This window comes from Paenalicyclobacillus ferrooxydans (genome assembly GCF_001399675.1).
GTDB lineage: Bacteria > Bacillota > Bacilli > Alicyclobacillales > Alicyclobacillaceae > Alicyclobacillus_B > Alicyclobacillus_B ferrooxydans.
The window spans coordinates 205,114-229,137 of sequence record NZ_LJCO01000011.1 but is presented as its reverse complement, the minus strand read 5'-3'; the positions used below and the strand labels follow the sequence as shown (position 1 = coordinate 229,137).

24 protein-coding genes are annotated in these 24,024 nt (G+C 53.0%); 2 read left to right on the top strand and 22 right to left on the bottom strand.

Annotated elements, in window-relative coordinates:
• The 15 genes from rnc to rsmD all read right to left on the bottom strand — a co-directional run bounded on the left by rnc (nucleotide 1) and on the right by rsmD (nucleotide 12,154).
• Entirely contained in the window at nucleotides 1-699 is a 699-nt protein-coding gene (gene rnc / locus AN477_RS03225; RefSeq protein WP_054967716.1) for a ribonuclease III, read from the bottom strand.
• Between the two features lie 105 nt (nucleotides 700-804).
• Complete coding sequence (fabF, locus tag AN477_RS03220) at nucleotides 805-2,043, bottom strand: beta-ketoacyl-ACP synthase II (RefSeq protein WP_054967715.1); 1,239 nt, start codon at nucleotides 2,041-2,043, stop codon at nucleotides 805-807.
• Nucleotides 2,044-2,128: 85 nt separating this feature from the next.
• Complete coding sequence (locus tag AN477_RS03215; protein ID WP_054967714.1) at nucleotides 2,129-2,362, bottom strand: acyl carrier protein; 234 nt, start codon at nucleotides 2,360-2,362, stop codon at nucleotides 2,129-2,131.
• A gap of 25 nt (nucleotides 2,363-2,387) precedes the next feature.
• Nucleotides 2,388-3,125 (bottom strand): 3-oxoacyl-[acyl-carrier-protein] reductase, encoded by a 738-nt coding sequence (gene fabG / locus AN477_RS03210; protein ID WP_054967713.1) that lies wholly within the window; start codon nucleotides 3,123-3,125, stop codon nucleotides 2,388-2,390.
• A gap of 16 nt (nucleotides 3,126-3,141) precedes the next feature.
• Nucleotides 3,142-4,080: an ACP S-malonyltransferase gene (gene fabD, locus AN477_RS03205; RefSeq protein ID WP_245631696.1), complete on the bottom strand. Its 939-nt coding sequence runs from the start codon at nucleotides 4,078-4,080 to the stop codon at nucleotides 3,142-3,144.
• 91 nt (nucleotides 4,081-4,171) lie between these two features.
• A complete protein-coding gene (locus tag AN477_RS03200; protein ID WP_054967712.1) occupies nucleotides 4,172-5,158 on the bottom strand; it encodes a beta-ketoacyl-ACP synthase III in 987 nt (328 codons plus the stop codon).
• 48 nt (nucleotides 5,159-5,206) lie between these two features.
• A complete protein-coding gene (plsX, locus tag AN477_RS03195) occupies nucleotides 5,207-6,190 on the bottom strand; it encodes a phosphate acyltransferase PlsX (RefSeq protein ID WP_054967711.1) in 984 nt (327 codons plus the stop codon).
• Nucleotides 6,187-6,759 (bottom strand): transcription factor FapR, encoded by a 573-nt coding sequence (fapR, locus tag AN477_RS03190; RefSeq protein ID WP_054967710.1) that lies wholly within the window; start codon nucleotides 6,757-6,759, stop codon nucleotides 6,187-6,189. The genes plsX and fapR overlap by 4 nt, the downstream gene beginning before the upstream one ends.
• A gap of 242 nt (nucleotides 6,760-7,001) precedes the next feature.
• On the bottom strand, nucleotides 7,002-7,964 hold the full coding sequence (locus AN477_RS03185) for an L-threonine 3-dehydrogenase (protein WP_054967709.1): 963 nt from the start codon (nucleotides 7,962-7,964) through the stop codon (nucleotides 7,002-7,004).
• Between the two features lie 47 nt (nucleotides 7,965-8,011).
• The gene (locus tag AN477_RS03180) at nucleotides 8,012-9,202 is read right to left on the bottom strand and encodes a glycine C-acetyltransferase (RefSeq protein WP_054967708.1); all 1,191 of its coding nucleotides are present in this window, start codon (nucleotides 9,200-9,202) and stop codon (nucleotides 8,012-8,014) included.
• A 172-nt stretch (nucleotides 9,203-9,374) separates the two neighbouring features.
• Nucleotides 9,375-9,551: a 50S ribosomal protein L32 gene (gene rpmF, locus AN477_RS23620; RefSeq protein ID WP_083485901.1), complete on the bottom strand. Its 177-nt coding sequence runs from the start codon at nucleotides 9,549-9,551 to the stop codon at nucleotides 9,375-9,377.
• Between the two features lie 35 nt (nucleotides 9,552-9,586).
• Complete coding sequence (locus tag AN477_RS03175; protein ID WP_054967707.1) at nucleotides 9,587-10,093, bottom strand: YceD family protein; 507 nt, start codon at nucleotides 10,091-10,093, stop codon at nucleotides 9,587-9,589.
• A gap of 136 nt (nucleotides 10,094-10,229) precedes the next feature.
• Nucleotides 10,230-11,042, bottom strand: coding sequence for a patatin-like phospholipase family protein (locus AN477_RS03170; RefSeq protein WP_054967706.1), 813 nt, complete (start codon nucleotides 11,040-11,042; stop codon nucleotides 10,230-10,232).
• 62 nt (nucleotides 11,043-11,104) lie between these two features.
• Nucleotides 11,105-11,584, bottom strand: a complete 480-nt coding sequence (coaD, locus tag AN477_RS03165) for a pantetheine-phosphate adenylyltransferase (RefSeq protein WP_054967705.1) — start codon at nucleotides 11,582-11,584, stop codon at nucleotides 11,105-11,107.
• Nucleotides 11,585-11,596: 12 nt separating this feature from the next.
• Nucleotides 11,597-12,154: a 16S rRNA (guanine(966)-N(2))-methyltransferase RsmD gene (gene rsmD, locus AN477_RS03160; protein WP_054967704.1), complete on the bottom strand. Its 558-nt coding sequence runs from the start codon at nucleotides 12,152-12,154 to the stop codon at nucleotides 11,597-11,599.
• A gap of 409 nt (nucleotides 12,155-12,563) precedes the next feature.
• On the opposite strand from rsmD, the gene AN477_RS03155 reads away from it, so the two are divergent.
• A complete protein-coding gene (locus tag AN477_RS03155; RefSeq protein ID WP_054967703.1) occupies nucleotides 12,564-13,196 on the top strand; it encodes a CBS domain-containing protein in 633 nt (210 codons plus the stop codon).
• A gap of 238 nt (nucleotides 13,197-13,434) precedes the next feature.
• Nucleotides 13,435-14,850, top strand: coding sequence for an Asp-tRNA(Asn)/Glu-tRNA(Gln) amidotransferase GatCAB subunit A (locus AN477_RS03150; protein WP_054967702.1), 1,416 nt, complete (start codon nucleotides 13,435-13,437; stop codon nucleotides 14,848-14,850).
• Nucleotides 14,851-15,885: 1,035 nt separating this feature from the next.
• Here AN477_RS03150 and AN477_RS03145 read toward each other — a convergent pair.
• The 7 genes from AN477_RS03145 to AN477_RS03120 form a co-directional block, all read right to left on the bottom strand.
• A complete protein-coding gene (locus AN477_RS03145) occupies nucleotides 15,886-16,362 on the bottom strand; it encodes a GtrA family protein (protein WP_054967701.1) in 477 nt (158 codons plus the stop codon).
• Nucleotides 16,363-16,408: 46 nt separating this feature from the next.
• A complete protein-coding gene (locus AN477_RS24210) occupies nucleotides 16,409-16,555 on the bottom strand; it encodes a hypothetical protein (RefSeq protein WP_157061784.1) in 147 nt (48 codons plus the stop codon).
• A 56-nt stretch (nucleotides 16,556-16,611) separates the two neighbouring features.
• Nucleotides 16,612-17,772 (bottom strand): glycosyltransferase family 4 protein, encoded by a 1,161-nt coding sequence (locus tag AN477_RS03140; protein WP_054967700.1) that lies wholly within the window; start codon nucleotides 17,770-17,772, stop codon nucleotides 16,612-16,614.
• A 9-nt stretch (nucleotides 17,773-17,781) separates the two neighbouring features.
• Nucleotides 17,782-18,930: an NAD-dependent epimerase/dehydratase family protein gene (locus AN477_RS03135; protein WP_054967699.1), complete on the bottom strand. Its 1,149-nt coding sequence runs from the start codon at nucleotides 18,928-18,930 to the stop codon at nucleotides 17,782-17,784.
• Nucleotides 18,931-19,280: 350 nt separating this feature from the next.
• Nucleotides 19,281-20,150 carry an archaetidylserine decarboxylase gene (gene asd / locus AN477_RS03130; RefSeq protein ID WP_054967698.1) on the bottom strand — a complete coding sequence of 290 codons (870 nt, stop codon included), beginning with the start codon at nucleotides 20,148-20,150 and terminating at the stop codon, nucleotides 19,281-19,283.
• Between the two features lie 102 nt (nucleotides 20,151-20,252).
• A complete protein-coding gene (gene recG / locus AN477_RS03125) occupies nucleotides 20,253-22,292 on the bottom strand; it encodes an ATP-dependent DNA helicase RecG (RefSeq protein WP_054967697.1) in 2,040 nt (679 codons plus the stop codon).
• A gap of 6 nt (nucleotides 22,293-22,298) precedes the next feature.
• The gene (locus AN477_RS03120) at nucleotides 22,299-24,011 is read right to left on the bottom strand and encodes a DAK2 domain-containing protein (RefSeq protein ID WP_054967696.1); all 1,713 of its coding nucleotides are present in this window, start codon (nucleotides 24,009-24,011) and stop codon (nucleotides 22,299-22,301) included.
• Nucleotides 24,012-24,024 lie beyond the last annotated feature (13 nt).

The following is a 24,024-nucleotide window of genomic DNA, read 5'->3' as shown; positions in this document are numbered from 1 at the left end:
TCAGCTCTCATGATGCTCGGAGAGCTTCGTGAGAGCCATGCTTGCTGCCTGTTGCTCTGCTTCCTTCTTTGAACGTCCGCTTCCTTCGCCCATCACTGTGTCGCCAAGCAGAACCTGGACGACAAACTCCTTGGCGTGGGCCGGTCCGCGCTCTTCGGCAATTACGTAGCGAAGAGTACGCGGGTCATGCTGCTGAACCCACTCCTGGAGCGTTGTCTTGTAGTCCTTCAAGTTGGCATATGCTTCAGCCTTCGGAAACACGTAGCGGTCCAGAAATACACGGACCGGCTCAAGGCCCTGATCAAGGTACAATGCCCCAATGAACGCTTCGAATACATCGGCGAGTAGCGCTGCCCGATTCCGCCCCCCAGACCGTTCTTCACCTCTGCCAAGACGAATGAATTGGTCAAACTGCAGATCGCGTGCGAACCGTACTAACGTGGGTTCGCAGACGATGGCGGCGCGCATCCGTGTCAGTTCCCCTTCTGGCATCGTCGGCTTTGTTTTGTACAAAAACTCACTGACGATGAGTTCTAACACAGCATCCCCGAGAAACTCCAAGCGTTCATTGTCCTCCAGCGAAGGTCTCTTGTGCTCATTCCGATAGGAAGCGTGTGTGAAAGCTTGCCTCAGTAACGCAAGTGAGGTGAATCGAATCTCCAGTCGCTCACACAGTTCGTCCCATTTTGACGTAACCACGTTCGGCACTCCTCGCTGCACGGATTCTTAAAAAAGCAGAAAGTGAAAAAATCCCCCGGACTAGACCGGGGGGTATTACCCAACCTGTCCCATGCTCAGACAAATTTACTCATACTTGCGAAACGCCAGGACAGCGTTGTGTCCACCAAAACCAAATGAGTTCGAGAGTGCTACATTGACAGTTGCACGACGTGCCTGATTCGGTACGTAATCGAGATCGCAATCTGGATCCGGCGTCTCGTAATTGATGGTCGGAGGAATTAAACTGTCTTGAATGGTCTTAATGGTGGCAACGGCTTCAACACCGCCTGCCGCTCCAAGTGTATGACCGGTCATCGATTTAATCGAACTGACAGCGAGCTTATACGCATGCTCTCCGAAGACAGACTTGATTGCAAGTGTCTCGAGTTTGTCACCGATATCTGTCGATGTACCGTGCGCGTTGATGTAGTCGACGTCAGTTGGCTGCAGTCCGGCATCAAGTAAAGCTTCCGTCATCGCTTGACGTGCACCTGCACCTTCTGGTTCCGGCGCCGTCACGTGAAATGCATCGCCTGACATGCCGTAACCAATCACCTCGGCGTAAATTTTTGCTCCTCGTGCCAATGCGTGGTCGAGTGCTTCTACGATCAGCACGCCAGCTCCTTCCGCCATGACAAATCCATCGCGGTTTAGGTCAAACGGGCGACTCGCCAACTCCGGCTCCTCGTTACGAAGCGACAGCGCTTTCGCATTACTGAATCCCGCCAAAGCAAGATCCACAATGGCAGCTTCTGCTCCGCCTGCAATCATGCAGTCGGCCGCACCGCGTTCAATGATTTTCGCCGCATCGCCAATCGCATGAGACCCCGTGGCACAAGCTGTGACAGCAGTGCTGTTCGGCCCTTTGGCGCCAAACATAATCGAGATCTGCCCGGAAGCAATGTTTGCAATCATCATCGGCACGACAAACGGGCTTACCCGCTTCGGTCCGCGTTCCATCAAAATGCGGTAGTTCTCGAGCAGTGTGTGAATGCCACCGATGCCCGATCCGATATAAACCCCAACCCGATGGGCATTGTCCGGGGTAATTTTGAGTCCAGAATCCTCAAGTGCTTGCGTTGCGGCACCGATGGCGAACTGCGTAAAGCGGTCTAATCGGCGTGCCTCTTTGCGATCAATGTATTTTTCTGGATCAAAGTCGCGAACAACGCCCCCGATGTGAACGGGATAATCTGACGTATCGAACTCATCGATCTGGGAGATGCCAGACTTTCCAGCCGTCAGATTTGACCAGAATGTAGACACATCGCTGCCAAGCGGTGTGACGACCCCCATTCCTGTTATCACAACTCGCCGTCTCACAATCGTCACCTCTCATGCGAAGCCCAATATAACAGAAAGCCCCGGCAACCGCACGGGACTCCGCTTGTAACCTTGTTGGCTGCGCTTATTGGTGCGCGTCGATATATGTAACTACATCACCAACAGTCTTGATTCTCTCAGCATCCTCATCTGAGATTTCCATGTCAAACTCATCTTCCAGTTCCATGATGAGTTCCACGACATCCAGAGAGTCAGCACCAAGGTCATCTTTGAACGTGGCTGTTGGGACAACTTTCGCTTCGTCGACACCCAGACGATCCACGATAATGCTCTTGACACGTGATAGTGTATCGGACATGCTTTCACCTCCTTCAGAGAGTATACTACATGACCATGCCGCCGTCGATATGGAGTACTTGTCCAGTTATATATGCCGCTTTCGGTGATGCGAGAAAAGAGACAGCATGGGCAACATCTTCCGGCGAACCCGGTCTGCCAAGGGGAATCTGCTCCACCATCTTGCCTGTCCACTCTGCATTGAGTCCAGCAGTCATGTCGGTTTCAATGAAACCGGGGGCAATGGCATTGACGGTGATATTACGTGATGCAAACTCTCTTGCCACAGACTTTGTCAGTCCAATCAGTCCCGCTTTGGCGGAAACATAATTGGCCTGGCCCGCATTCCCCATGATGGCGACGACGGACGCGATATTGATGATTCTACCGGAGCGTTGCTTCATCATCGGGCGAGCAGCGGCACGAATCAAATGAAAAGCGCCTTTCAGATTGGTGTTCATCACAGCATCCCAGTCTTCATCTTTCATCCGCAACACAAGGGTGTCACGAGTGATGCCTGCGTTGTTCACCACAACGTCTAAGTGACCGAAAGCTGCCAAGGCCGATTCTACCAGTCGCTCGGCATCTGATGCAAGGCTTACATCGCCTTGTTCGACAATTGCTCGACCGCCCTGCTCTTCAATCAGGCGTGCCGTGGCTCTTGCTTCCTCTTCCCGGCCGACGTAATTCACAACCACACAATTGCCATCTCGTCCGAGTTCAAGTGCAATACTGCGGCCAATCCCTCGCGAGGCTCCTGTGACAATGGAAACCTGTTCAGTCACCGAATGACCCCCTTTCCTACTCTGCAAGTGCAGAGAGTGTTTCTTCAAGAGACGCCATGTCTTCTACATGAAGCGTCCTCAATCCCCGCTCCGTCTTCCGGATGAGCCCGGACAAGACCGTACCAGGACCAAATTCAATCACGGTGTCAACACCCATGTCACGCATGGTCAGGACGTCATCTTGGAACCGAACAGGCTTGTACAGCTGTTGTTCAAGGGCGAGTCGGATCCCCTCTGCATCGGTGCGGGCAACAGCGTCAACATTTGCGACTACCGGCCAGCGGCCTGTCTGGAATTGTGTTGTACCGAGGGCCTCGCTCAGCTTTCCTGCTGCCGGGCGCATTAACTGACAATGAAATGGTCCACTCACAACCAAGGGAATGACACGTTTCGCCCCGGCCGCCTTTGCAAGTACAGATGCACGGGATACTGCCTCTGCAGTGCCCGAAATGGCGATTTGACCCGGGCAGTTCATATTCGCCATTTCAACGAGATCGTCGCCGTGAGTTGCCTCTTCACAAACCTTCTCAAGTGCCGCCTCATCAAGCCCAAGAACGGCAGCCATCGCGCCTTCACCAGCCGGCACCGCCTCATCCATAAACCGTCCGCGCTGATAGACGAGTTTCACTGCATCCTGAAACTCCAGTACACCGGCTGCAACGAGCGCGCTGTATTCGCCCAGGCTGTGACCTGCTGACACGATGGCGGACCGCGGCGACTGCTCCTGGAACACCCGAAAAGCAGCAATGCTCGCCGTGAGCAATGCAGGCTGGGCGTGATAGGTCAGTTTCAACGTCTCCTCCGGCCCACTCAAAATGATCTCCGACAAGGCAAAACCTAGCGCCGCATCAGCAGCCTTAAAGGTCTGTGCCGCAATCGGATACCGCTCAATCAGTTCCCGGCCCATCCCCACGTACTGGGCGCCTTGGCCAGGAAAGACAAACGCAAGATTCAAACCTGTAGCCTCCTTACACATCGCAACATCACCCAAATCGGGCATCCTTTAGTCATTTCAACAGGGCCTGACGAAATCCTGCCGCGGCTTCTTACAGCCGCACTGCAGTTGCTCCCCACGTCAAACCGCCCCCAAAGCCGACCATAACGACGACGTCGCCTTCTTTCGCTCTTCCTTCGCGAACTGCTTCATCAAGCGCAATTGGAATCGACGACGCCGAGGTGTTGCCATACTTGTGAATGGTGACGACAACTTTATCCTCCGGTACGCCAAAGCGTTTCGCCGCTGCATCAATAATACGGATATTCGCCTGGTGCGGGACCAACACATCAATGTCCTCACGTGTCAAGCCTGCCTTATCGAGCACCTTCTCAGTCGAAGCACCCATGGCGCGAACAGCAAACTTAAAGGTCTCTTGCCCCTCCATCTTGAGGAAGTGTTGTCGAGCCTCAACGGACTCATGAGATGCTGGAATCCTTGACCCCCCTGCAGGTTGGTGCAAAAATCTGCCGCCGCTCCCATCAGACCCAAGGTCAAAGGCGAGAAAGCCGCGGTCTTCGGGCACAGAGCCTACGACGACTGCACCCGCTCCGTCCCCGAACAAAACGCAGGTGCTGCGGTCTGTGTAGTCTGTAATACGAGACAAGAGGTCACCGGCAACAACAAGAACGTTCCTGCACCGCCCACCTTCGACGAGTGCAGAGGCTACCGAGACACCGTACAAAAATCCTGAGCAGGCTGCGGACAAGTCGAATGCACCCGCATTCTTGGCACCAAGTTTGTCCTGAATGATACTTGCCGTGGACGGGAACATCGTATCTGGTGTGACTGTAGCACAGATGATGTGATCCACTTGATCAGCCGTAATGCCTGCGCTTTCCATCGCACGCTGACAGGCAACGGTCGCGTAATCCGAAGTGGCTTCTCCAGCCTCAGCGATCCGCCGTTCCCGAATCCCCGTTCTGGTCACAATCCATTCATCGCTTGTCTCCACCATTTTCTCAAAGTCCGCATTCGTTAAGACCCGTGACGGCAATGCAGAGCCTGTTCCCAAAATGCCAGCTCTAATCTTATCCATGTATTTTTGTACCTCCCGTATTCGCATTCAATGGATTTTAGTCAAGGATTAATCCTTCAGTTCATGCGAGAACTGACCAATTAAGTCCTGGGCAGCAAACTTTCTCGCTTGCTCCAACGCGACTACCCAAGCCCGCTTTGAACTGCTGCCATGAGCCTTCAGGCAACCTCCGTTGACACCCAAAAATGGCGCGGCTCCGTATTCGGCGTAGTCAAACTTGTCTCTGATTCCGCGCAATGACGGCTTTAACATCACTGCTCCCAGTTTGCTCGTAAAACTGCTCGTTAATTGTTCTTTTAAGAGACCGAAAATACCAAGTCCCACACCTTCAATCAACTTCAGTACAACATTGCCGACAAACCCGTCACAGACAACAACATCGGCGTCGCCATCAAGGACTTCCCTTGCCTCTATATTGCCAACGAAGTCCAGCGACGATGATTCCAGCAACTGAAAAGCTTCTTTAGTGAGTGCATTGCCCTTTCCAGGCTCTGTGCCGACGTTGAGCAGGGCGACACGAGGGTTCGGTATATCGCGCACCTGCCTCGAGTATGCACAACCCATTTGCGCGTATTGCAGCAGGTTATGTGCATTTGCATCCATGGTAGCCCCTGCGTCGAGCAAAAGGACGCCCTTACCGTTGAATGTCGGGAGAACTGGCGCGAGAGCAGGCCTGTCAATTCCCTGCAGCCTACCAATCGCAAGCAGTCCACTAGCAACGAGTGCCCCCGTACTGCCAGCCGAAAGCATCACGTCTGCTGCTGACTCTTTAACCATCGTTGCCGCCATGACGAGGGACGAATTTGGCTTACGCCGCACTGCCCTCACCGGTTCGTCACCGGTTTCAATCGTAACGTCCGTATGAACCACACGCACATTAGCAGGAAAAGTTCCGCCTGCCTCACGAATTTTGGCCTCATGTCCAATCAATATGAACTCTGTGTCCGAAAACTTTGCGGCACACTCGATTGTAGCGTGAACGGGTGCGACAGGCGCCAAGTCACCGCCCATGGCATCAATCGCAAGCTTCATAATGTCACCCCTGGAGGACTGATTTCTTTTGGTTGTACAACCCAGATTGTCCCATCTACAACGACTTCACCGTTGCACATAGACACTGCTCTGCATTTTGTGGCACCGAATCGTCTTGCTACCACATCCACGCGTCCCAGTACTGTGTCGCCAAGTGCGACGGAATGATGAAAACGCAGCTCTGTCTTTGCTGTCAAAACAACATCCGCATCTGTTACGGCAACAGCCAAGGAGTTTAACTGACCGAATAGGATATGCCCCCTGACAATGCGAGTCCGCGTAAACACGTGTGCCGGTTGAATGGCGAGTGTGGATACTGCATAGCGATTCAACTGCAGTTCGGAAATTTCACCAAGGACCTCTTCTTGAGCCATCGCTCGCACGCTGTCGTGCTGTCCTGTCGCAACCCTGCGAATTCGCTCTCTGGCTTCCGGAATCTGCAATACCGCTCGGTCAAGGCGGATGGTTGGAATGCTAACACCGAATCGTTCAGCCAACTGCTCGTCCGTGGCAAACGGGTTTTCTTGTACATACCGAACCAGTGCCAGCCTGCGGTCTGACTTCTTCAGAAGCCATCCCTCCTGTTTGCGCCTTTGGCTGCTCTTCTGTTTTTGTTCTAAATCATATGAGCTTTTACAACCTCATATTATCACCTAGTATTAATTTCAAGCAAGAAGAAGCTCTCAACGTCTCGCATTGGAGCGTAGAAGTTGGGAGCTTAATGTTTCAAGGTTTAGTGTTTCAAGTTTTAGTGTTTCAAGTTTTAGTGTTTCCAGCATTGACACAGGTGACAAAATGGCCTGCACCACTTTTAGGACGTCTTCACTTGAAGTTTTCGATGGAGTTTTAAAAGCATATCCTTCGTCATTTCCCCAAGGTCATACCTCGGACGGAATCCCCACTCCATCTCTGCGCAAGAAGAATCGATGGAACTTGGCCAGCTGTCCGCGATCGCCTGTCGTACCGGATCGACCGCATAGGAGACGGCAAACCCAGGCATCAGTTCCTGAATCGCGGACTCAATGTCCTCTGGAGCCACACTCATGGCAGTAATGTTGAACGCGTTACGGTGCACCAATTTATCACCGTCCGCCTCCATTAGCTGCACAATCGCGTCAAGCGCATCCGGCATATACATCATGTCCATGTATGTGCCCTTCCCAATAAAGGACGTGTAGTTTCCGTACTGAACAGCATGATAGTAGATTTCTACGGCATAATCCGTCGTACCTCCGCCAGGCGGGGTGACGTAGGAAATGAGACCCGGAAACCGGACCCCTCTCGTGTCCACGCCAAATTTGGAGTGGTAGTAATCGCACAACAGTTCACCCGACACCTTTGTTACGCCATAAATGGTGTTTGGCCGTTGCAGCGTATCCTGGGGTGTGCCGGACTTCGGCGTCGATGGTCCAAACGCCGCAATCGAACTAGGTGTGAAAAACTGACAATCTAGTTGTCTGGCTACTTCAAGACCGTTCACCAAACCAGTCATGTTGAGATTCCACGCAAGTTGCGGGTTCTCTTCCGCCCGAGCTGACAACAGGGCAGCCAAGTGGATGACTGTGTCTACGTCATACTGCTTTGCAATCTCAAACATCCGTTTGCCATCTGTGACATCAAGGATTTCAAACGGACCCGCACTCTGTTGTGCGGCATCTGGACTCTTGCGAATATCTGTCGCAACGACGTTGTCTTCGCCGTAAACATCTTGGAGTTTCGCAACGAGTTCAGAACCAATCTGGCCTGACGCTCCAGTCACCAGAATTGATTTCATCACTCACACCTCGCTTTGTCTGGCTGCCTGTGTCTTGGGAACTCGCACTAGAGGATGGCGAGTTCCTTCCCGACCTTTTCGTAGATGGATAAGGCGCTGTCTAACATCTCTTTGGTATGCGCAGCCGTCGGCATGTTCCGAACTCGTCCGGTTCCGCGTGGAACAGTCGGAAATACAATCGACTTGGCATAAACACCGTTATCATAGAGCCGTTTGCTGAACTCTTGCGTCAGTACTTCTTCCCCGATGATGCAAGGGGTGATAGGGCTCTCGCTGTGGCCGATGTCAAATCCGAGGTCCTTGAGACCCTTTTTGAAGTAGTTGGCGTTCGCCCACAGTTTGTCATGCAACTCCGTGCTGCTCATGAGGATATCGAGCGCTGTGATACACGCTGCTGCCGAACCCGGTGTGAGCGATGTGGAGAACAAGAACGGCCGAGCGCGAACCTTCAGCCAGTCAATCAGTTCCTGCCGACCTGCGACATACCCCCCAACGACACCAATAGCCTTAGAGAGCGTTCCAATCTGGAAGTCAACCTTGTCGGACAGACCAAAGTGCGCCACCGTGCCTGCACCGCCGCCCATCACACCAGAGCCGTGTGCATCATCCACGTAAGTAATGAGATCATATTCATCCGCGATCGCGATGATCTCTGGAAGTTTTGCGACGTCGCCGTCCATCGAAAACACGCCATCGGTAATCACCATCAGCTTCTGGTACTTCCCAGAATCTCTGGCTTCCTTTGCCTGCTTTCTTAGGTCATCCATATCAGAGTGTTTATAGCGGATGATTTTTGCCCGTGATAGGCGACAGCCGTCGATAATCGAGGCGTGGTTCAATTCATCAGATAAAATGGCGTCATTCGCATCCATAACAGCTGAGATGGCACCCATATTGCAGTTGAAACCGGATTGAAACGCGATAGCTGCCTCTGTGTGTTTAAATTCAGCGAGCTTTTTCTCCAATTCTACATGCACCGCGAGTGTGCCGTTAATGGTTCGTACGGCACCAGCGCCAACGCCCGCAAACTTGGTTGCTTCGACACAGGCGTGAATCAGCCGTTCATCGGTTGCAAGTCCAAGGTAGTTGTTTGAAGAAAGATTGATCAGTTGCCGACCCTGAATCTGAATCGTCGGCCCATTTGCACTCTCGAGCGGATCGATGACGTTGTATAACCCCTGGCTCTTTAAGTCTTCCAAGCCTTCATGGAGAAACTTATCAAGCGTTTGACTAGACATGCTCCTGCCCCCTTGCGCTATCCGTACTTACTATCCGACAACCATGATAATACTACTACAATAACAATGGAAAACAACAGCCAAGAATGCGCTTTCAAGCCCTTCTTTGAGTGGGCTGTAAGATAAGGAAAGGGTTGGTACTGAAACAGTACCAACCCTTTTCATCACTTGGTTACTTTACATTCAAGACGGTACGTCCTTTGTAGGAACCACAGCTCGGGCACACGCGGTGCGCCAACTTGTACTCGCCGCATTGGGGGCATTCAACCATCCCTGGCAACTGAAGCTTAAAGTGCGTGCGACGCAGACGTTTTCTGGTTTTCGACGTTCTATGTTGCGGTACTGCCATTGTGACACCCCCTTCGCGGATTACCGCTCACAATCTTACTCTGATTCATCGGTAGAAAGCAAGTCTGAAAGTGCCGCCAAACGCGGATCAATCGTCGTGACGTCACAATTGCAATCCTGATGATTGCGGTTGACGCCGCAGACCGGACACAGCCCACGACAGTCAGATTTGCAAACCGGGAAAAACTCAATGTCCAAGTGGATGGCCTGTTCAACCCAAGGATCGAGTTCTGCAATTCCCTGCGGCGCCAGATGTACGTCGTCGTTGACACGCCTGGCGTCCTCCGTAAACTCCTCAAACAGCACAGTCTCTTGTTTAGCCACAAACGGCTCGAGACAGCGAGTGCAGTTATACGTGACAGAGTACCTGACGTTACCGTTGACGGTACAAACGTCATCGACAAGCCGTGCCTCTACCTGAACATCGGCGGGTGAAAGTTCTTCAACCTGAACGTGCGCAGAGGCAATCTCAGGTATCTGCAGTTCTTCGTGCTTCACCAGCAATCCGTCGTTTTTACGCAGATCTCGAAAGTCGATTATCACGGGGTACCACCTTTACAGACAACAGATTTGAGTATACCGAGGACACGTTCCTGTGTCAATGAGTTTTCCTTAACACTGCAGTTTCTATAACTCTTTACAGGCTCTATCATATTCTCGCCGAAACCACGGTCCGTTTCTATGAATCCTCGACCTGTTCTTCGCCAACACTGTCAGTTTGAGGCAGACCAACAAGTTCTCGAATCTTGCTCATCAACGACAATGTGGTTTGATAGCCGATCTCAATCGCCTCGGCTGCCCGCGAAAACTGGGATGTTCCAATGTCCGACAGATTAGGGGTGATGCACAAATCGGCGGTTGGTAAGCGCTGTTGAACGAGTTGATCGGTCATTGCATCGAGAGACATCATAATGACGTCCATCATCGTTCCTGGCACCTCGTGTTTCATGAAGGCCGCCACATCAACTGCAATCACAACGTCTGCCCCAAGATCGCGTGCAGCAGCAACCGGAACACGTTCCATCACACCGCCATCGACGTAAACACCGTCTTCTCGTACATAAGGTACAAACACGCCTGGAATCGAAATGCTTGCCCGCACCGCGTCCGAAATCCTGCCACTTGTAAACGTGACTAGCCGCTTGCTCAGGAGCTCCGTAGCCACAATAGCTAGGGGCATATCAATCTGAGCGAACTCTGTACCTCTAGTCAACAGTGTGACCATATCGTGGATTTTCTTCCCAGCAACTAGGCCAACTCTGGGTACCGTGACATCCACCCAGTGACGCCAGGTGAGCGATCGAGCCAATCTATCCATAAAATCTGGCCGCATACCGGTTGCATAAAAGGCTCCAACCAGGCTTCCCATGCTCGAGCCACTGACAAGGTCAACTGGGATGTGATGTTCCTCCAGAGCTTTGAGCACACCGACATGTGCAAATCCTTTGGCACCTCCCGAACCGAGAGCGATACCAATCTTCTTTCTGTTCACCCAGCTTCACCTCTTTGCCTCGAAACTCGGGTTCCGTGCAAACCGGAATGACAAGCCGACAGTTACCGCGCGAACTTCGCCTTCAGTGCAACGGCGACATTGGGCGGGACTGTGGCACTGAGGTCTCCGCCATGCATCGCGATTTGCTTCACCAAGGACGAGCTGATATCCGCTACTTCGAGACTTGACGCCAAGAAAACAGTCACGAGGTCATGATTCAAGCGACGGTTCATGTGGGCCATTGGGACTTCCGCTTCAAAATCCTGCACGGATCGTAAACCGCGAACGACAACGTGTGCATGTTGAATTCGTGCATAGTCAGCGAGCAATCCGGAAAACGAGTCTACCTGAACATTCTTGTACGGACGAACCGCTTCCTGAATCAGGCCGATCCGTTCATCCACCGAAAACAAACCTCGTTTGTCTGGATTGTGCAGCACCGCAACGATGCATGTCTCAAATAACCTGCTGGCGTTCTTGATGATGTCTAAGTGACCGTTCGTCATCGGATCGAATGACCCGGGATAGATAGCACGTTGCATTGTCTGCCACCTCTAGTCGTCGTGTTCGTCTCGATATATTGTCACGGATATATCACCGTACGTACGCTCTTTGGCCCTGACGAGTCTCCCGACCGCGTCGGGCAGTAAAAATGCTTTGGGATGTTCACAAAGGATACCAAATTGGACGACTATCCCGCTCTCTGCGATAGTGTGCAAGACAGGCTCCCACAATTGTTTCGCATAAGGCGGATCAACAAATACCCAGCCGACCTGACTTCGCTCCGCTGTTGCACGCTTCCAGCCGGTTGCCCAGTCAGCAACGATAAGCGTTGCCTCTGTCATTGCACCCAAATTCGTTAGGTTCGCTTTAACGGTATCTATGCTCTTTGAGCTTTTATCTATGAACACCGAATGGCTGGCCCCTCGGCTCAGAGCCTCGATGCCGAGGGCACCGGATCCTGCAAACATATCGACAGCCACCTCGCCGCCCCAGTTCGGCCCCATCAAGTTAAACATCGACTCTTTCACTCTATCTGTAGTCGGACGTGCCAGCGTACCGGGCGGTGCGCTGAGCGGTCTGCCTTTCCAAATGCCGCTGATTACGCGCAAATCTTCACCCCTTGTCCGTCGCTCACTGTCACCTCTACTGTACCACATCAATCATTCTTTTCAGCTTCCTTGCCCCGCAAGTATATCCTCTGCTCATCCAGGTTATGCTAGAACTAACAACGGCAACAGCTGTTGTAGGCAACCGCGGGTGAAGGCTTAGTTCCCCATAAGCGCTTCCTCCGGTTTCTCCTCTCCCAGAATCGTTTGGTGAGCTGACAGTCGTCGACTCACCAAACGGCAGAACCCACGCGTACCCGGGCGTGGGTTTTCTGCTGTTCAGGGGTTTGTTTCTACTAGATTGTTCCCTGTTTCTGATAAGCTGGAAAATATTTTTCAAATGTCGCAAAAGTCGATCCATTTTCCAGTTTGTCATAGTATACTTGCTCCATCGGCAACGGAGGTGGATAACATGTTCATCCGCAATGCAATTACAGAATCCAGTAAGCTTACCATGGTTCAGGAGAACGAGACGATTGACGCTGTCCTGACTAAAATGGCAGGCCACTTAAGTCTCCCGTGTCTGACAGAAGACGGAGCTTTCCTCGGTATGGTAAGTAAACGCACCATTTTTGAGCAATTCCAGCAAGTTGTTGCAGAAGGCACCTCGTATGCGGACTTCGTACAACACGATATTCGTACGTGTGTCGACACCTCAGTTCCGACACTGACCCGGGAAAGCTTTTTTGAAGACACGCTCGAAATTATCACGAGACACCCGTTCGTGCCAATCGTCGAAGACGGGCGATTAATCGGGATCGTCAAGCGCAGCGACGTGAACCACGCTTTGTCGGTCGCATTTGCAACCAATGTCGAAACCCAACGCATTTTACTCGGAATGGCAGACGTCGAGGGGGCTCTGCAGCGCTTATTCACCATCACCCACCGTCTTGGTGTAAACGTGGTGACAGCCGTTACCTTCGACGCAAGACGCGATGCGTTGAACCGACGACTCATCTTGAAAGTCTCCCCGACTCCAAAGTTTAAAGAGCTCTGTGAACAGCTCGAGCGGGCCGGGTACATGCTTCTTGACGTGAAAGGTTGAACGGTCTGTCTGTTGCATCTCGAATGTAACCTCCCCAGTCGGTTGGTGCAGCATCTGCGGCCGCCGACTGTTTTTCATGTCCGTGACAATTGCCTCGCCATTGAAACCTCGGCTTTGATTCTGACTTGTCAGCTTTGATTCTGACTTGTCAGCTTTGATTCTGACTTGTCAGCTTTGATTCTGACCTGTCAGCTTTGATTCTGACTTGTCAGCTTTGATTCTAAAGGAGGAGACAACCTTGAAGCCCTGGATGTGGGACCTTACAACTACTCTCGATGCCCTGAACACCAAACAACTGTCATCTGCAGAGTTGGTGCAAAATCTGTTTGAACGAATTGATAAGTACGATCCAGGGTTGTCCGCGTACATATGGGTCAATCGAGACGAAGCGATGGCTCGAGCAGACCAGTTTGATAACCGGCGTGCGAACGGTGAAGTCTTACCCCCACTTGCCGGTATTCCAATCTGCGTAAAAGACCTCTTTGATATAGAAGGTACGCCAAGCACCTACGGCGGACGTCATTACCGATCACACATCGCCAAAGACACAGCCACTGCAGTCCAGCGTCTGTTGCAAGCAGGAGTCATCGTGATCGGAAAGACAAATCTACACGAATACGCATACGGCACGACGACTGAGAACCCGCACTACGGAAACGCACGCAACCCGTGGAACCGGGGTAAAATTGCAGGTGGCTCAAGCGGTGGAACGTCAGTAGCTATCACGGCTGGTCTTGCTTTCGCGGGACTCGGTACGGACACAGGTGGAAGCGTGCGTATCCCTGCAGCCCTCACCGGGCACGCCGGATTAAAGCCCACTTACGGGCTGGTCAGTAAGTTTGGGGTCTTCCCGCTCGCAAACTCCCTCGATCACGTGGGGCCAATGGGTAAAACGGTCACGGATCTTGCGCTGTTACTCGATGCGATGGCAGGCTTTGACCCGCTGGATGAAACATCCGCTCGCACAATGTCCCAAAGCTATGTACCTCAGACGGTCTCCCATGACAAACCGTTGGCTGGAGTACGACTTGGCGTACCGCGCCAATTTTTCTTTGACAGGTGTCACTCCAACGTGCTTCAGGTCATCTCACAGGCTTTGCATCAGCTCGAACGTGCCGGTGCAACGCTCATTGAGCTCGACATTCCACTGATTCACGATGTACCGCAAAATCAAACCATCGTCATTTCTTCGGAAGCACTAGACGTTCACAGATCCCTGCTCAAAGAGGCAACCTTGTACGGTGATGATGTACGCAGACGCCTTGAAGCAGGTGCAGAGGTCTCTGGAGCCGACCTGGTATCCGCCTACCGCTTTAGAAGGCAGTTCAAAGCAGGGCTGCGTGAGGTCTTCAGCAAGCCTGTCGATCTGCTTGTCACCCCGACGACGCCGCTTACAGCGACGGATATCGGACAGTTTAAGGCACATATCAAGGCGCATGAAGTCAATGTGCGGGCACATTTGACGCGCTATACCAACCCGTGGAATCTGAGCGGCCTGCCCGCCCTTACCGTACCGTGCGGAACCGCAGCCGACGGCCTCCCTGTTGGGTTGCAGTTGGTGGGCCCCGCTTTTGCGGAACGAAAACTGCTGAACCTTGGAGCGAAGGTGGAGTCTGTACTCCCTTGGACAGCCGTCGCACCCGACTATCGCTGATAAAACTTTAAGAGGATGAAGGAGGGGGTGAAGAACGTAAACAGGGTGAACAGGGTGAACAGGGTGAACAGGGTGAACGCAACATAGTCACCCTGGCACACAGGTTCCAATCGGTGGCGACTGCGACTACGACTGCGACTGCCACTGCCCCCAACAGCGGAACTCAGTTCCGCTACTGCCTCACGAAGGCGGAAGGCTCCCCCCAACAGCGGAACTCAGTTCCGCTACTGACTAGCGGAGACCGGAGGCCACCCCCAACAGCGGAACTCAGTTCCGCTACTGCCTGGCGAAGGCGGAAGGCCACCCCCAACAGCGGAACTCAGTTCCGCTACTGCCTGGCGGAGGCCGGAGGCCACTCCCAACAGCGGAACTCAGTTCCGCTACTGCCTCACGAAGGCGGAAGGCCACCCCCAACAGCGGAACTCAGTTCCGCTACTGCCTCACGAAGGCGGAAGGCCACTCCCAACAGCGGAACTCAGTTCCGCTACTGCCTCACGAAGGCGGAAGGCCACCCCTCACAGCGGAACTCAGTTCCGCTACTGCCTGGCGAAGACCGGAGGCCACTCCCAACAGCGGAACTCAGTTCCGCTACTGCCTGGCGGAGACCGGAGGCCACTCCCAACAGCGGAACTCAGTTCCGCTACTGCCTCACGAAGGCGGAAGGCCACTCCCAACAGCGGAACTCAGTTCCGCTACTGCCTGGCGAAGGCGGAAGGCCACCCCCAACAGCGGAACTCAGTTCCGCTACTGCCTCACGAAGGCGGAAGGCCACCCCTCACAGCGGAACTCAGTTCCGCTACTGCCCGGCGGAGACCGGATGCCACCCCCAACAGCGGAACTCAGTTCCGCTACTGCCTGGCGAAGGCGGAAGGCCACCCCCAACAGCGGAACTCAGTTCCGCTACTGCCTGGCGGAGACTGGAGGCCACCCAAGGTGGCGACCACCCCTCACAGTAGAGCGCGCCTCTGGGCGCGCCCGTATACGAAAAGCCCCAGGTGGGTTACCCCCTGGGGCTCGTTAACATCCTATCTTACCCTAATCCCGGACACCGCGGCGGCGTCTGACACCGCGAAAGACAACAAATTGCATAAACAGGTAGCTGACTGATGATGACAAGAACATGGCCAACGCCTTTGACGTGTTACTGCTGACGAACAGCGGTATATTTCGAGAAAATACCAGATAGTTTGTACACCATCCAAGTATCACGTCGTTGAGTACGATATTTAGGAGAGCTTGAGCAAAGAACAAGACTGTCTCCCGCGAACTCCCGTCAGACTTGTCAGCAAAGGTCCAGTGACGATTCAGCACGTAACTGTTTGCTATCGCACAGGCAACAGCGAGCGTGTTTTCAAGGACGAGAACGCGCGCACTATGATTCGGTATCATAACCATCAGGAGGTTCAGCACAGCGAGATCGACCAGTCCATTCGATAGCCCGACAAGTATGAACTTGGTATATCGTTTAATGGAATGTTTTACGCTTACTGGTGCCACGGATGTTGATGGCACATCACAGCCTCCTCCTGAAACAGTTCCCCACCCCAACATCAACTTCTTATATCATATGGCCAGTCCGGGAATCTTCATGTACACTGACTTCTTCATGTACACTGACTTCTTCATGTACACTGACTTCTTCATGTACGCTGACATCTTCATGTACGCTGACATCTTCCCAGGCTGCCAGACTGGACTTCTTCATAACAGTCCTAGCTCTTTCATCATACGCAGCCCCAGTTTCTCCCACCATACACAGTCCTAGCTTCTTCCATCATGCACAGCCCTGCCAACTTTGACTTCGTTCGCCAAAACTCGTTGGTAATGATTCAGAAGTTGCCTGGTTGGTCCTTCCCAGTCCAGGTCCCCGGCAATCGCATAACCTCGATTTCTGACCGAATCTCTCACCGCATCATCATAAAGTATGCTGTGAGCAGCTGTTTGCATGCTGATTGGGTCGAGAGAATCGAAAATGACGCCTGCGGCTCCGTTCTCAAGTACCTCCCGTGTTGGCTCACTATGCGCTGCCATGATGGGCAGACCTGCTGCCATTGCCTCAAACAACACCAAGCCCAGTGTCTCCGTCGTCGAAGGAAATACGAATCCGTCAGCCGAAGCATACGCTTCAGCCAACTCACGGCCATGAAGATACCCAACGAAATTCGCCTGACTGCCTGCAAATACTTGCTCCAGTGGGCGGCGATGTGGTCCGTCGCCAACAATGGCCAAGTGCACATTTGGATTCGCATCCAACAGCGCACGGAGTCGTTCCAACCCTTTCTCGGATGCCAATCGACCCACATAGAGCAGTAGACGATGCTCTGAATTCGTCGCTTCCTCACCCATCAGCCGTTTGCGCATTTCCTCCGATCGCTTCGCAGACCCATACAGTTCGACGTCAACGCCACGCTCCCAAAGACCAACTTCCTTAAAGCGCTGGCGTTCAAGTTCGGTTTGCATGGCCCTTGAAGTACAGAGGTTGATTTCCGCTCGGTTGTGTAAGCTGCGAAAATACCACCACAGGACTGGCTCGAGCCAGTCCAAATGGTAGTGGCGCGCGTAAGCAGGAACATTGGTGTGAAAAGACGCTACCAATGGGATGTTCCATTTTCGGGCATAGTAAATACCGCCAAGCCCGAGAAAAGCAGGATTCAGAACGTGGATCAAATCAGGCTGAAACTCTCTGATCGCCTTCCCAACCAACCGTCTCGGAAAAGCAAACGGTTTTTCCGGGTAGAGAAAAAAGCGAAATGTCGGGAGACCTACCACCTTCGCAGACGCATATGTTTCCGGGCCGCCGGCGGGAGCAAAGAGCAGGACTTCGTGACCATCCTCTGCGAGGTGTCGCAGAGTCGCCAAAAGTCGGGTGATTACCCCATCAGTTCCCGGTAAAAAGGTTTCCGTAAACATTGCAATCCGCATATCGGAGACTTACCTCCAAGTCGCATTCGGCGCAATCACACCAAAGTCAACGCGATCCTTGTACCTGTCTGCCGTTTCAATCAGTTCGCGAATCAAGTCGTCGGACAACAAATGCGGCTTCAAGCCGAGGTCCATCAACTTCGTGTGTTTTGCGTTGTAGTAGTGTTGTTCCTTCTCGACGCGCGGGTTCTCAAGGTGGGCAATTTCAGGGTTGAGGCCCATCTCTTTGGCTACCGCAGCGACGCGCTCCGCAAGTTCAAGTACGGAAAATTGCTCTGTAAATTGGTTAAAGACTCGGAACTCGCCTTTGTCAGCCGGATTTAGCGCAGCCAATTCGACACATTGCAAGGTGTCGCGAATATCCAAGAACGCTCTGGTTTGACCGCCCTTGCCGTAAACAGTGAGCGGATGGCCGACTGCAGCCTGAATACAGAACCGGTTCAATGCTGTACCGAAGACACCATCATAATCGATGCGATTGTACAGCTTCTCGTGACGCTTTGTCTCATCCGTCCACAGCCCATACACGACACCTTGGTTCAAGTCAGTTGCACGAATGCCCCATGACCGACACGTGAACATGATGTTGTTGCTGTCATGTACTTTTGAGAGATGGTAGAACGAAAACGGTTGTTTTGGGTACGGCAAGACGTCCTCGCGCCCGTTGTGCTCGACGGTCAGGTATCCTTCTTCGATGTCAATGTTTGGTGTCCCATACTCACCCATTGTACCCAACTTAATCAGGTGGCAATCAGGCACCACTTCTTTCATCGCATATAAAACGTTCAGTGTTCCCACAACGTTGTTCATCTGCGTGAACACCGCATGTTTTCGGTCAATCATTGAATATGGGGCAGAACGCTGCTCCGCGTAATGTACGATTGTATCCGGCTCAAAAGCACGAAACATACTTTCGACAAAATCATAATCGGTCAGGTCTCCAACAAAAATCGTGATGTCCTTACCGGATACATTCTTCCATGTCGTAACGCGCTCTTTTAACGTGGCAATCGGAGTCAATGAGTTACTCCCAAGTTCATCATCCCATTGGCGTCGGATCATGCTGTCCGCAATGGCTACTTCGTGCCCGCGTTCGGAGAAATAAAGAGCCGTGGGCCACCCGCAAAAGCCGTCGCCGCCAGCAATCAAAATCTTCATTCACTTGTCACCCCATCACAGTTTTCCACAATATCATGTTCAATTACTCCTACACTGTACAAGTTTTGAAGAGATCGAGCAAGCATCTCTATTCTCATGATCAGAAAAACACAAAAAAAACGAGAACCCTGTGGTTCTCGTTTTGACTGATGGCGCCTGTTTATTTCCTAGGGCAGACCGGTTTCCCCGACTTTCATTTACCACGGTCCGTACATATCACCCATGTCTTCGCCAGTTTTCACCATCCAGTGCCAATAGACCTTAAGACCCTTCCCACACCAATGTGCCACGGTACGAATGGGTTTCATGATCCATCACCTCAGGATCAACATGCCCGAAATGTCACCCGACTATGCACGTGAGGTCGATTTATGTCGAACCGGATGTGCAATCAATTGTCCCATTTTAATTTTTTCACCTTCCGTGATCTGAAGGTCAATGGGAAAGGTCGCCGGAAAGAGCAGAATGACCGTTGAACCGAATTCAAACATCCCGACCTCGGCTCCTTTTGCTAAGTCAACAGAGGTCTCTCCCTGTCGAATCCCGGCTCTCCGACGTCGGAAGGGCGACACATAATCGGGTCCAAAAGGTGTACGAATACTGCCAACAATTGTTGCACCGACCAATACCATGGCAAACTCACCAGACGGGGTTGCCACGTCGATGACCAGACGTTCATTCTTTGTAAACAGACCGGGAACACCGCGAACACCAGACGCGTTGACGGGATACAGAGTGCCTGGAATATGCCTCCAGCGGACAATACGTCCCCCAAAAGGCATGTGCACACGGTGATAGTCGTGCGGGCTCAGGTACAAGGTAATATATTGTCCGTCGTAAAACCGTCTGGAGTCGGTGACTTCACCGATCAGTGCCGCTACGGAGTACAACTGACCCTTAGCTTGAATCAGTTTTCCCTCAGTTATTTTCCCACTTGCGCTTGCTGTTCCATCCACAGGGCTCGTGATTCCCGCTTCAGAAACCGTACGCGCACCTGGCCGCAGTCCCCTCGAAAAAAACTGCACCCACGTCTTGTATGCATCCATCGGAAGTTCCGCTTCTGTGATATCGATCTCACAAGCCTTGGCAAACCACGGTATCATGAACCGACTCACACGCCGCCTCGCAAACCACCCAACAAACGAGGTTACGAGCCTCTTCGGCAAGAGATAAACCCATAACGCACCAAAGTTACGACCTTTTGCAAAACCTCTATCCACAGCGACACTCCCTGATTTCAATCAAGCCAAATCCACGCTCATTGTATCATGAATCGCTGGGTCTGAACGTCTGTCGAATACTTACATGTCTGCACCCTGGCCTCAGGATCGCGGTCCAGACATCTCTGCCTTAAGTACCTCACGTAAGCGTCCGTACTTTGGCAGGAGCCAGAAATCAGGGTTCGAAACCAGTGTAACAGCCTCATCACGCGCCACTTCCATCACCTTTAAATCACGAACGATATCGCCAACGGAGAACTCAGGCAAACCGCTCTGACGAACACCAAGAAACTCTCCCGGACCTCGCAGTTCGAGGTCTCGTTCAGCGATTAAAAAGCCGTCTTGGGATTCTGCCAACGTCTGCAGCCGCTCTCTGGCAATGCCAGAACCCGCCGCATCCGAGAACAAATAACAGCTGCTTTCATGTGTTCCTCTGCCAACGCGCCCACGCAACTGATGCAGCTGCGCAAGCCCAAAGCGTTCCGCATTATATACCATCATCACTGTTGCATTCGGGACATTGATACCGACTTCAATCACCGTCGTACTCACCAACACATGAATGGAGCCGACCGCAAATTCGCGCATCACGCGATCCTTCTCGGCATTTGCCATTCGTCCGTGTAAAAGTGCCACCGTAAACCCGGCAAACTCCTCCGTCAAATGCGCCAGAAGCTCAGTTGCCGATGAAAGGTCTTGACCGGTCTCACTCTCTTCAATCAACGGAGCCACCACGTACGCCTGCTGCCCGACAGCCAGTTGTTGCCTGACCCGCCGAACAACCTTCCCTTCGTCTTTCGACTTCACGACATACGTTTGAATCGGTTTTCGTCCGGCAGGGAGTTCGTCCAGCACGGATACATCGAGATCGCCGTAAACCGCAAGCGCCAACGTCCGAGGAATCGGCGTAGCGGACATCATCAGCATGTGAACACCGTTACCCTTGTCACGCAAAAGTTCCCTCTGAGTGACGCCAAAGCGATGTTGCTCGTCTACCACAACAAGCCCGAGATTGGCGAACAGTACGTCTTCAGTCAGTAAAGCGTGGGTCCCAACTACAAGGTCCGTCTCACCGTTCCCAAGCGCAGTAACGATTCGACTCCGTTCCTTTGCCGGTGTGCCGCCGGTCAAAAACTCAACTTGGAGCCCGAGCGGTTCAAGGCGCCGACAGGCCTCTTCGTAATGCTGTTCTGCCAGGATCTCGGTTGGAGCCATCAACGCAATCTGTTCCCCTGCTGTGCTCACCGCAAAAGCAGCCCAGAGTGCCATCCACGTTTTTCCTGCCCCGACGTCACCTTGAAGCAGGCGCACCATCGGGTGTGAGGTTAACAGGTCAGCTAAAATCTCTCTGGCGACCCGTTCCTGTGCCCCAGTCAACGGGTACGGAAGCGAGTTGCGAAAGGTGGACAAGGCTGCTTGTTCAATCTGAAGCACTGGGCGCTCTGCAGCTCGCTTCTGTAAGGCACGAAAGGCCTGCAATTGGACCTGGAATACGAAAAACTCCTCGAACGCCAACCGGCGGTGCGCCTGATGCCGCGATGCACTGTCTCCCGGACGATGCATCGCATCGAGGGCATGGGCGTGGGAGCACAACCGATACTTTGACACCAGTTCGCGCGGAAGGACCTCTTCAATTTGACCGCCATACATATCCAGCGCTTTGACAATTAGCCTGCTGAGTTCAGCAGAACGGATGCCCTTCACGACCCGGTAGACAGGAATGAAGTCGGCCGATGGTTCGTGGGAGATGCGAAACTCTGTGTGTGACGCCACAAGGGTTCGCTTGCCAGGGTCCAGTTTCCCGCTGATGAGCAAGATACGTCCGTCGGTCAACTTTTCTCGCAGATAGTGTTGGTTGAACCACACGGCAGTCAGCAGTTGGCCGTTATCCACGCGAACCGACACCCTGAGTACGGACCGACGTCCTTGCCAACGAACCGCCGCCGTTCCTTCCACAACAGCACGAACCGTAACGGGAGTCGGCTCGGTGAGCCCGTCGATCGGCCGAATCCGCCGGTCCTCATAGCGGATCGGAAAATGGTGCAACAGTTCCCATACAGTCGTTAAACCAAGCTGGGCCAAGCATAGCTGCTTGGCCTGTCCAATTCCCGGTATTGTGCTTACTGGTATATGGTCCATCATATTTCGTTACTCCAAAGCAAGGATGTAGTCGTACACCGGCTGACCACCCGACTGAACTTCGACCGCTAAGTCCGGCCACTTTTCGGTAACGGAGAGGACCACGTTCACATCCTCTTCGTTCAGCGCTCGCCCGTAGAGAACAGTGAGCAACTCCGCATCCTCATGCCACATGGAAGCAATGGCACCCTCCATCGCCTCCTCGGCTGTCGAGTAAGCAGCGGCCAGCGCACCTTTAACAAACACGAGATATTGCCCCTCGTGAATCTGCAACCCTTCATAAAAACTGTCCCGAACTGCGCGTACGATTTGACCTGAGACCGCCTTGTCCGCAGCAGACTTCATGCGGCGTAGATTGTCGCTAACCTCCCGTCCGGGAAGATAAGCGAGCACTGCGGCCATCCCCTGCGGAATGTCTGCCGTGGGGACAACGAATACATTGTCGCCAAGAACTTGTTTTGCTTGTTCAGCGGCCAAAATAATGTTCTTGTTGTTCGGCAGAATAATGGCCGTCTCCTGGCGCGAATCTGCGAGCGCCGAGCGAACCGCCTGAACAATCTCCTCGGTGCTCGGGTTCATCGTCTGTCCACCCTCGATGACCTTATCGACACCGATACTTTGGAACGTCTCTACAATGCCCGCGCCCGCTGCCACAGCAACCAGAACTGGACCTTTCGCTCCTCCAAACTCGTCGTCCGCTCCGGTGGAAGGTTCCTGCTCGTTGCCTCCGCCGTATTGTTCATCCTCGTGTCCGCGGTCATTCACAGGCACACCTGGTCTGTGCACCGTTTCAAACTGCTCCGTCATGTTGTCGACTTTAATTTTCACCAGCGGCCCGAATTGGAGTGCGTCCTCCATCACCCGTCCTGGGTGAAGCGTGTGCACATGAACCTTCACAAGCGGCTCTGCACTCACAACCAACAGCGAATCACCATATGTGGCCAGCTGTCGTCTCAGGGCTTGTTCTACGTCTCGTACAGGTTGATCCTCTGTCCTTATGAGGACCTCTGTACAATAACCGAATTCGCCGTCATGGTGTTCTGCATCGAGGTGGAGTTCAGGCACCGAGGCCGTTTCACCGGCAGATGTTGAGTCAACCACTCGGCCTACAACAAAATCCAAGAATCCTTCGAGTACAAACACCAGCCCTTGCCCACCAGAGTCAACGACGCCTGCGTTCTTTAGGACTGGAAGCATTGTCGGCGTCTTGTCGAGTGTCATCTGTGCGGTGTCGACAACAACCGACAACCAACTGGCGAAATTCCGTTCTGTACGAGCTGCTTTTTTACCCGCAGCTGCAGCCTCCCGTGCAACCGTAAGGATGGTTCCTTCCACCGGCTTTGCCACGGCCTGATATGCGATTTGGACGCCTTCACTGAGCGCTTGGGCAAACATTCCTATATCCATGGTCTCCGCAACAAGGTTCACTTTGGTGAACCCGCGCAACAGTTGTGACAAAATGACACCGGAGTTGCCGCGAGCTCCCATTAAAAGTCCAGTTGACAGAGAATCGAGTACCGCTCTGAAACCGCGCCCCGCAGCACCTTCCATGCTCTTCAGTCCAGCCGCCAAACTGAGTTCCATATTCGTTCCGGTATCTCCATCCGGCACAGGGAACACGTTCAGGCCATTAACCACTGAGACCCGCCGGGCAAGGCTCGCATACCCGGCCCGAAACATATCCAAAAACTGCTGTTGATCCAGCGAAGCATCTACTGACATGGGTGCCCTCCTT

Excerpts from the sequence above, each read along its gene's own strand:
- AN477_RS03180 (WP_054967708.1), bottom strand. The coding sequence starts at position 9,202 with ATGTCTAGTCAAACGCTTGATAAGTTTCTCCATGAAGGCTTGGAAGAC.
- AN477_RS03155 (WP_054967703.1), top strand. The coding sequence starts at position 12,564 with ATGTTCATCCGCAATGCAATTACAGAATCCAGTAAGCTTACCATGGTT.
- AN477_RS03120 (WP_054967696.1), bottom strand. The coding sequence starts at position 24,011 with ATGTCAGTAGATGCTTCGCTGGATCAACAGCAGTTTTTGGATATGTTT.
- plsX (WP_054967711.1), bottom strand. The coding sequence starts at position 6,190 with ATGAAGCTTGCGATTGATGCCATGGGCGGTGACTTGGCGCCTGTCGCA.
- AN477_RS03185 (WP_054967709.1), bottom strand. The coding sequence starts at position 7,964 with ATGAAATCAATTCTGGTGACTGGAGCGTCAGGCCAGATTGGTTCTGAA.
- AN477_RS03135 (WP_054967699.1), bottom strand. The coding sequence starts at position 18,930 with ATGAAGATTTTGATTGCTGGCGGCGACGGCTTTTGCGGGTGGCCCACG.
- coaD (WP_054967705.1), bottom strand. The coding sequence starts at position 11,584 with ATGCAACGTGCTATCTATCCCGGGTCATTCGATCCGATGACGAACGGT.
- rpmF (WP_083485901.1), bottom strand. The coding sequence starts at position 9,551 with ATGGCAGTACCGCAACATAGAACGTCGAAAACCAGAAAACGTCTGCGT.
- AN477_RS03140 (WP_054967700.1), bottom strand. The coding sequence starts at position 17,772 with ATGCGGATTGCAATGTTTACGGAAACCTTTTTACCGGGAACTGATGGG.
- AN477_RS03215 (WP_054967714.1), bottom strand. The coding sequence starts at position 2,362 with ATGTCCGATACACTATCACGTGTCAAGAGCATTATCGTGGATCGTCTG.
- AN477_RS03200 (WP_054967712.1), bottom strand. The coding sequence starts at position 5,158 with ATGGATAAGATTAGAGCTGGCATTTTGGGAACAGGCTCTGCATTGCCG.
- AN477_RS24210 (WP_157061784.1), bottom strand. The coding sequence starts at position 16,555 with ATGAAGAAGTCCAGTCTGGCAGCCTGGGAAGATGTCAGCGTACATGAA.
- recG (WP_054967697.1), bottom strand. The coding sequence starts at position 22,292 with ATGATGGACCATATACCAGTAAGCACAATACCGGGAATTGGACAGGCC.